Source organism: Aliterella sp. E5.1, assembly GCF_057473825.1.
In genome coordinates this window covers 1-6935 of sequence record NZ_JBYCCV010000148.1, presented here as the reverse complement: position 1 = coordinate 6935, position 6935 = coordinate 1, and the positions used below count along the sequence as shown (strand labels likewise).

7 protein-coding genes and 5 pseudogenes are annotated in these 6935 nt (G+C 43.3%); 10 read left to right on the top strand and 2 right to left on the bottom strand.

All coding sequences use genetic code 11. The features are described from left to right. Positions 1-113: 113 nt before the first annotated feature. Positions 114-564 (bottom strand): annotated as a pseudogene (locus tag AC2VE5_RS23490) (IS701 family transposase); the annotation flags it as partial. On the opposite strand from AC2VE5_RS23490, the gene AC2VE5_RS23485 reads away from it, so the two are divergent. From AC2VE5_RS23485 to AC2VE5_RS23440, 10 genes and pseudogenes are all read left to right on the top strand, one after another. After that, positions 563-934 (top strand): tetratricopeptide repeat protein, encoded by a 372-nt coding sequence (locus AC2VE5_RS23485; protein ID WP_486890076.1) that lies wholly within the window; start codon positions 563-565, stop codon positions 932-934. The pseudogene AC2VE5_RS23490 and the gene AC2VE5_RS23485 sit on opposite strands and share 2 nt — an antisense overlap. Further along, positions 928-1233, top strand: coding sequence for a tetratricopeptide repeat protein (locus AC2VE5_RS23480; RefSeq protein WP_486890075.1), 306 nt, complete (start codon positions 928-930; stop codon positions 1231-1233). Before AC2VE5_RS23485 ends, AC2VE5_RS23480 begins: the two co-directional genes overlap by 7 nt. A gap of 99 nt (positions 1234-1332) precedes the next feature. Next, entirely contained in the window at positions 1333-2586 is a 1254-nt protein-coding gene (locus AC2VE5_RS23475; RefSeq protein WP_486890074.1) for a tetratricopeptide repeat protein, read from the top strand. A gap of 27 nt (positions 2587-2613) precedes the next feature. Then, positions 2614-2772, top strand: a pseudogene (locus tag AC2VE5_RS23470) (IS1/IS1595 family N-terminal zinc-binding domain-containing protein); the annotation flags it as partial. 106 nt (positions 2773-2878) lie between these two features. Next, positions 2879-3579, top strand: a pseudogene (locus tag AC2VE5_RS23465) (IS630 family transposase); the annotation flags it as partial. A gap of 181 nt (positions 3580-3760) precedes the next feature. Next, positions 3761-4144, top strand: a pseudogene (locus AC2VE5_RS23460) (transposase); the annotation flags it as partial. Between the two features lie 37 nt (positions 4145-4181). Further along, a pseudogene (locus AC2VE5_RS23455) lies at positions 4182-4708 on the top strand (IS1 family transposase); the annotation flags it as partial. Beyond that, positions 4630-5244, top strand: a complete 615-nt coding sequence (locus AC2VE5_RS23450; RefSeq protein WP_486890077.1) for a CHAT domain-containing protein — start codon at positions 4630-4632, stop codon at positions 5242-5244. The pseudogene AC2VE5_RS23455 and the gene AC2VE5_RS23450, both read left to right, overlap by 79 nt. After that, complete coding sequence (locus AC2VE5_RS23445; protein WP_486890073.1) at positions 5234-5359, top strand: CHAT domain-containing protein; 126 nt, start codon at positions 5234-5236, stop codon at positions 5357-5359. Before AC2VE5_RS23450 ends, AC2VE5_RS23445 begins: the two co-directional genes overlap by 11 nt. A gap of 147 nt (positions 5360-5506) precedes the next feature. Beyond that, a complete protein-coding gene (locus AC2VE5_RS23440) occupies positions 5507-6199 on the top strand; it encodes a helix-turn-helix transcriptional regulator (RefSeq protein ID WP_486890072.1) in 693 nt (230 codons plus the stop codon). Positions 6200-6320: 121 nt separating this feature from the next. Here AC2VE5_RS23440 and AC2VE5_RS23435 read toward each other — a convergent pair whose 3' ends face one another. Further along, positions 6321-6815, bottom strand: coding sequence for a hypothetical protein (locus AC2VE5_RS23435; RefSeq protein ID WP_486890071.1), 495 nt, complete (start codon positions 6813-6815; stop codon positions 6321-6323). Positions 6816-6935 lie beyond the last annotated feature (120 nt).

The following is a 6935-nucleotide window of genomic DNA, read 5'->3' as shown; positions in this document are numbered from 1 at the left end:
CTGCTCAATGGTCAGTCTTTGTTTCTCGGTCGTTTGTTTCCTTTATCCTTTAATCGTTTCAGCGATTTATCTTTTTCTGATTCTTCCTAATTGTAAAAAACCTACCCTTGTAAGGTATCCTTACCCCGGTAAACACGAAAGCTCCACGGTACTCGCCATTGCCCCAGTACCAAATAGAGCATCACAATGTGTAATCCGCGCTTGCCGTTGTAAACACGAATTAAGTGCTTGAACGCTTTAAACTTTCCTACCTTCACGGGGTGTGGTTAGATCCGTAATGACTTGTAGCGTTGGTCTACGACCCAGTTCTCGCTGCGACAAAATTTGCTGAATCGCGGCAGAGTGCACTGCCTTAATTACGGCACGAGTGAACCATTGGTATTCGTTGAGAAACCGACTTAATGCACTTGCAGATTTACACTGGCAGTATTCTGGCAAGGGTGAGCCCGTTGCTTCTAAAAACAAACCTAATAGCGCTTGCAGACTATTTTGTTGATAGCACGTCGGCATCAAATTGATTATTTTAGAAACTAGGGCTTGGGCTTGGGGCAGGATAGCGGACATGAACAGGCAGGTATCTAAAGTTTACTTCTACCTTTTTTCCACTAACTCAAGCTTGGTGCAAAATGTCAGTTTAACTTATTATCTCCAGAATGATTATCGCAAAGCTTTGGAAAATTATACGCAAGCATTAGAACTCAGACGGGCTTTAGGCGATCGCTATGGTGAAGCAATTATGCTTAACTCTATTGCTGGGGTTTACTCAAGTTTGGGCGAGAAGCAAAAAGCTATTGAGTATTACAACCAATCTTTGACGCTATTTAGAGCCGAAAAAAAATCGCCGGAAATAGCATCAACGTTGATTAGCTTAGGGGGAGTTTATGCTTCTTTGGGCGATACAGCTTACAACAAGCGGCGGGCAACCGTTTGGTAGAAGCGGAAATTCTCAATCAACTAAGCTTTGCTTACGATGAAACTGGGGAAAAGCAAAAGACCCTGGAAGTTTTAAATAAAGCTTTGAACTTGCAACGAGCCGCAGGCGATCGCGCACGCGAAGCTTTTACTTTGGGGAATATTGCCGGAATTTATAGTTCTATGGGGGATTATCAACAAGCTCTCGATGTTTATAACATGGCTTTAACTTTGCAAAGAGCCGTCAAAGATCGCCCCGGTGAAGCGGTAGCGCTCAATGATATTGCCCAAGTTTATAGCTCTTTAGGAGACTATCAGTAAAGTATAGATTCCCACAACTCGGCGTTAGCAATCTTTCGCTCCATTGGCGATCGCGTCTAGGAAGGGCAAACTCTAGATAATATTGCCAGCGTCTACCGTTTGTTAAAAGATGATCGCAAAGCCTTAGACTACTACAATCAAGCCCTAGCTGTAAGACGAGCTTCTGGCGACAAGTTTCGAGAAATTGCTACCCTCACTGGTGTAATTAGAGCTTACGAATCATTGAAAGATTATCCCAAAGCTTTAGAAGCCGTTAATACGGCTCTAACTATTGCTCGCGCCCAAAAAAGTCCTTTCGCTGAAGCTTTAGCTTTAACGGGGAGAGTGTACTTAGCTTCTGGAAACTACCAAAAAGCTCTAGATGCTTCAAATGCGGCATTAAAAACCTGGCAGCAATTGGGTATTCGAGCCGCCGCCGCCCCCACACTGGATAATCTTGGTAAAACCTACAATACTCAAGCTAATTATCCCAGTGCGATCGCCTCTTACAATAACGCTCTAGCCGTTTGGCAGAGTTTGGGCGACAAAACTGGAGAGGCAGAGAGTTTATACAATATTGCAATTAGCGAACGAGGGCGGGGCAACCTTCCCCAAGCTCAAGCACAAATTAAAGCTGCGATCGCGGTGGTTGAAACCTTGCGTACCAAAATTGCAAGTTCAGAGTTACGGGCTACTTATTTTGCTTCGGTACAGAAGTATTATGAGTTTTATACAGACTTATTGATGCAGTGGCATAAAAAAGAACCAAAAGCAGGATATGATGCCGAAGCGTTAGAAGTAAGCGATCGCGCCCGCGCCCGTAGTTTGTTAGAAATTCTCATCGAGGCTAACGCAGACATCCGTAAAGGCGTAGATCCGCAACTTTTAGCAAAAGAACGCGATTTACAAGCAAAGTTAGACCTAGCAGAAACACAGCAAGTTAAGGTACTTAGCACCGACTATACGCCAGCGCAAGCCGCCGTAGATAAACAAGTTGCCGATTTATTAAAACAACACCAAGATTTGCAAGCCCAAATTCGCACGACCAGCCCCCAGTATGCCGCCTTAACTCAGCCCCAGGCGCTAAAAATAGCTCAAATTCAAAAACTTTTAGAGCCTGATACAGTATTGCTAGAATACTCCCTAGGCGAAAAACGCAGCTATTTGTGGGCGGTAACGGCTAACTCTCTAACTAGCTACGAATTGCCACCCCAAGCAGAAATAGAAACTATCGCCAAGCAATATTATCAATTAGTTACCGATAAGCGTTTTGGTTTGAGGAAGCAAAATTTAGCCAAAGCAGCCGCTAATTTGAGCAATATTCTCCTAAAACCCGTAGCAGGACACATTGGTAAAAAACGCGGCGTTGCATAATAGAGATATGAATTGAGGAAAGTGGCGATGCTTTGTCCACAGTGCCAATCAACTCATAACCGTAAGAAGGGGTTCAAACGAGGTAAACAAAACAACATTTGTGTAAGTTGTGGGCGACAATTCATTGAAGGCAATCAGGCATCTAGAGGATACAGTGATGAAGTCAAACGAGAAGGCTTGAAGATGTAGGTGAACGGCATGGGCTTTCGTGGCATCGAACGAGTTAAAAGGGTGCATCATATCATGTCCACGTAATCGATTATGATAAAAGTGGAGAGTAAAAAGATGATTTATGCCGAAACGGATTGCAGTAGCCGAACATACAAATATTGCCCAACTAGAACAGGTTTATAAACAGGCCAGGGGTGGGGTAGAAAGCCGTAAGCTCGCCGGTGGAAGCTTCCACCCGGCAGACTTTACGTCAGTTTCAAATTATCTGGTTACTAGCCCAAGGAAAGAAAACTGAGGAAGTAGAACAAATAACGGGTTATAGCCGAACATGGATTTATGCTTTAGTCAAAAGATATAACGAGTTAGGCGTTGCAGGATTAGGAGACTTTCCCCACCAAAATAAAGGAGCCTCGCCGCTAATTGACGATTTACAGCAAGCACAGTTACGGCAAGTTCTACAAGGAAAAGCTCCCGACGGAGGACTATGGAACGGTCGTAAAGTTGCAGACTGGCTAACTACCTTAACCGGGCGACAAATCAGCCGACAGAGGGGATGGGAAATACTGCGCCAGATGTCTTTTCGACTTCGAGTACCAAGACCATCCCATACTCAAAGCGACGAACCGAACAACTTGCCTGGAAAAAAAACTAGCAACGGAAGTAAGCACACTTCAAACTACTTACCCCGAAGCGGAAATTCAATTGTGGTGCGAAGATGAACATCGTTTAGGATTGAAACCAATTTTACGCCGAGTTTATGTACCGGAGGGAACAACGCCCATAGCCAACGTTAATTGGCAATTTAAATGGTTATGGCTATATCCCTCTTTTATCACTTTCAGGAGAGTAAAATCTAGAACCTGCTTTAGCTCAGGATTTTGGCAAAATGACTACAAAGGAAGTCTGATGTGAGAAAATAAAGTTTAAAAGCTTTACATTACAAGCTTTTTCAAGTTTTAGTTTGTTTTTTCCTTACTCAGAGTGACAAAAGAGGGATATGATGTTCGTACATCCTAAGACTGGAGAAACTTATTGGTGGATTTTGCCCTACGTTAATACACAACTGTTTAATCAAGTTTTAGCAGACTTTGGGCGTGAATTTGAATTAGGTACTAAAAAACATATTCTTTTAGCCGTGGATCGAGCCGGGTGGCACATTAGTCGTGAAGTAAAAATTCCTCCAGGGCTGCATTTAACATTTTTGCCTCTCTATTCACTAGAATTACAACCCGCCGAAAGACTATGGGCTTTAGTTGATGAACCCATCACCAATCAATCTTTTGACACCTTAGATGACGAGCGAAGACGTTTTATTTTACCGATGCCAATCCTTACTAAAGCAGCAAGATTTAATTCAAGGATTAACTGGTTTTCATTGGTGGACTAAAATCGGAGTGTAACTATAAGTTATTTGCCGGACATGATATCACACAACGGTAATTTACTGGGTGAAGCAAGGAGGAGAAAACCTGCCCGATGCCTACCAGCCAGAGCCGATTCCCCAGGTTGGGGAACTTGAGGAATTAGAAACATTTGTCGGCGGGAAAAAAACCGTTTCTGAGCAGCAATAAAAGGGAGGAATCTTCCCCCCGGTTTTGCCTTCTCTGGACAGCAGTTGACCACTTGACGGCGAGGATCTGAGGCTGGGGATGGGGAGACCATAGTGCTAAAACCTGTGAACCGTTATGGGCAGTGGTTGCCACTTGGCAGTGCTACTTTTAGATCACTGATGGATAGTCAGTTGAGCCTGGATTCATTCCCGATGGAGACCAGATTGTTAGCAAGACCTACCGGAGGCTGGTGGAAGGAGAAAATAGGCGGCTACGACATTATCTTACCCGATGGCATCGAAAAACATGGTGTTATTCGCTCATCAGAGCAAATGCTGAGGCTCTCAATTCGATTGTTACTGCACTATCTCAAATTCTGGGCTGTTCCGATTCCAAACTGATTCCTACGCTCATTCAGCAACGCCAAAAACGCTTAGTAGTAGTCGGCGATGGAGCTTTACAATACGTACCATTTGCTGCCCTCCCCGCACCAAATAGTAACAATACCCCGTTATTAGTCGAGCATGAAATTGTTAGCTTGCCGTCAGCTTCTACTATTGATGTATTGCGGCGCGAACTTATGGGACGAAAACCTGCGCCCAAAACTGTAGCAATTCTAGCCGATCCAGTATTTACTAAAGATGACGAAAGGGTAAAAGCTGCAACCGCTACTTTGCCTGCTAACAAAAACGCTCCGTTGCAGAAATCCGCACTTCAATCTGGCGTAAGCTTTGCCCGTTTGCCTGGTAAAAGGCAAGAAGCCGAGCAAATTTTAGCCCTTGTACCAGCTAATAAGACTTCGCAAACCTTCGATTTTGCTGCCGATCGCGCGGCGGTTACTAGCCCAAACCTCAGTCAGTATAAGATTATTCATTTTGCTACTCATGGCATCCTTAATATAGCTCTACGGAATTACTTATGCAGGAATGCTGAATAAAGGGTTGAAGCCAGCCGCAGCATTGAGAGAGGCGCAAATAGAAGTGTGGAAACAAGATAAGTGGAAATCGCCTTATTATTGGGCAGCATTTGGCTTGCAAGGAGAGTGGAGATAAGTTGATTTAAAAATTCTACTTTTTTCCTGCAATCTGAGCAGGTTATTAAACTGCATCTAAACCGAGATTTTTAAATACTCCGCGCCTTTTGTCAAGCTACACTTGACAATAATGTAAAGTATCACTTGACAGCGAATAAGCAAAGCTATGAAAAACCGACTGAAGGAACTTCGACAACGGCATAAATGGTCGCAATCTGACCTAGCCAGAGAATTAGGAGTAAGTCGTCAGGCGGTCAATGGTTTTGAATCCGGCAAGTTTGACCCTAGCCTAGACATGGCTTTCAAAATTGCCAGTATGCTCAATGTCACAATCGAAGACGTTTTCATTTATGAGGCGAAAAATTCTATGCAAACACTAATTGAGCGAGTCAAAAATTACTTTGGATTCGAGTTTGGTTTCGAGCGGTTTACTAAGACAGCAATCAATGCAATCGAGTTTGCTCGAAACGAGGCAGTGCGATCTGCTGAAAGCAGCAGCGCTTCGCTATCGCAAGAATCGCAAGTTGAACCAGAACATCTACTTGCTGGCTTGTTAGCCGAGCCAACTTCAACCTCTGCGCGCTTACTGAGAGAAAATGGTGTAATACTGGTCATCGAAACCAACGAGCATTCTTTTGAATCCCGTGAGAATCCAAAACTTAGCCAAGAGAGTAAGTTTGTTATGGAGCTTGCATTACAAATCGTTCGACTTCAAGGCAAGAAATCGATTGGAACTGAGCATCTTTTGTGGGGTTTAATCCGACTGGCTGAAACAGGCAATTCTACTCTCAATGACCTGTTGCAACGTTACGAAATTAATCTTGAAGTTCTAAACAAGCAACTTGCAGAAACAGTTTAGTTAAGACCAAAAACTGTCCAAAAAAACCTACCAGATGTCCGGGATCTTGGTAGGATAAAGGACAACTTTATTTGAATGACACAAAAAACTGCTGAGGACAAGAATCAGCAATTGAAATATATTAATCCGCGATCGCCGAATTACTATCTAAAGTCCCACTAATAAGCTCTGCATAAGCTTCTTTCATCGGCAATTCCCTATCAATTTCAATTCGATGACGTTTAACTACAACAGCTTGCTGAGAAATTGGATTGTAGCCCTCTTTTTCATATTCTCCCCAGTACAAGTCAATTCCTCGCCCTTGCCACGTAGGTAAATCGTTAAAATTAATCCCATACTCAAATAACAAGTCATTTTTAAAAGCTACCGATTTACCCTCCAGCATAGATGTTGCTTGTCCGACGCTTTTACCTGCTTTGCGTAAAGTCCAATAACACCAACCATTCAAGGCACATCGCCCTGCATCTGCTTGTCGCCAACGGAAGTAATCTACTACTTTCGCCTTATTGACACCCAGCCAAACCCGACTATCAAAACTTACGGCGCTTTGACAAAGATGAGTAAATATAGAACTAGCAATTCCTGCGGAAATTGAAACAATTTTTTCTAATACCAATTCTGAATGAAGGTGCGCTAAATTAGCATAAGTGTAAGGGGAAAGGAAAAGTTATGAGTCGTCCGTTCCAAGTGGAGATATCTGAAAGCAAAGAAATGTTGGAGAAAGCACTCAAATATG